Annotated in this window: 1 protein-coding gene; it reads left to right on the plus strand. The window is 26.1% G+C overall.

Annotated features, from left to right (window positions below; all coding sequences use genetic code 11):
• Nucleotides 1-106 precede the first annotated feature (106 nt).
• Nucleotides 107-555, plus strand: a 449-nt coding sequence (locus tag ACFSTE_RS15715) for a hypothetical protein (RefSeq protein ID WP_378298253.1), incomplete at its 3' end; no start/stop codon positions are given.

Genomic DNA, 555 nt, shown 5'->3' on the forward strand with positions numbered 1-555 from the left:
GAATTTGATGAACCTTATCCATCTGAAGAATAAAATGAGACATTTAATTCTATTCTTGTTTTCTTTTCTAGTTGTTACATCGTGTATAGCACAAAAACAAAACATCATGAAAACTTTTGATATAAAAAACTTTAAAAAAAATATTAAGGGATTAGATTATCAATTTATTGATAAGGATAGTTCTATAGTCATTCAAAATGAAAGTCAACTTGAATATAGAGAAACAATACAACCTAAAAATTCTTTTTTTCATACAATTAATTTATATCATAAATCAGGAAAATTAAAAACCACATATCAGATTTATCCTGATCTTTTTCTTAAAGGAGTTCGAAAAGAATATGATGAACAAGGAAATTTAGTAAAAGAAACAGATTATGATGCACCCTATAAGTTTACTTGGGAAAATGTTTTAAAACTAATTAAAGAAAGGAAAATTGATATGTCTCATGAACAATTTCAGGTAAATAGAAGTTTTGGTTTTGGAACAGAAAATATTGGTAAAGAAACCGAAAAACCTTTTTGGGCAGTTACTTATGGAGTTAATGGTCGTGA

This window comes from Aquimarina hainanensis (assembly GCF_042684685.1).
Taxonomy (GTDB): Bacteria; Bacteroidota; Bacteroidia; order Flavobacteriales; family Flavobacteriaceae; genus Aquimarina; species Aquimarina hainanensis.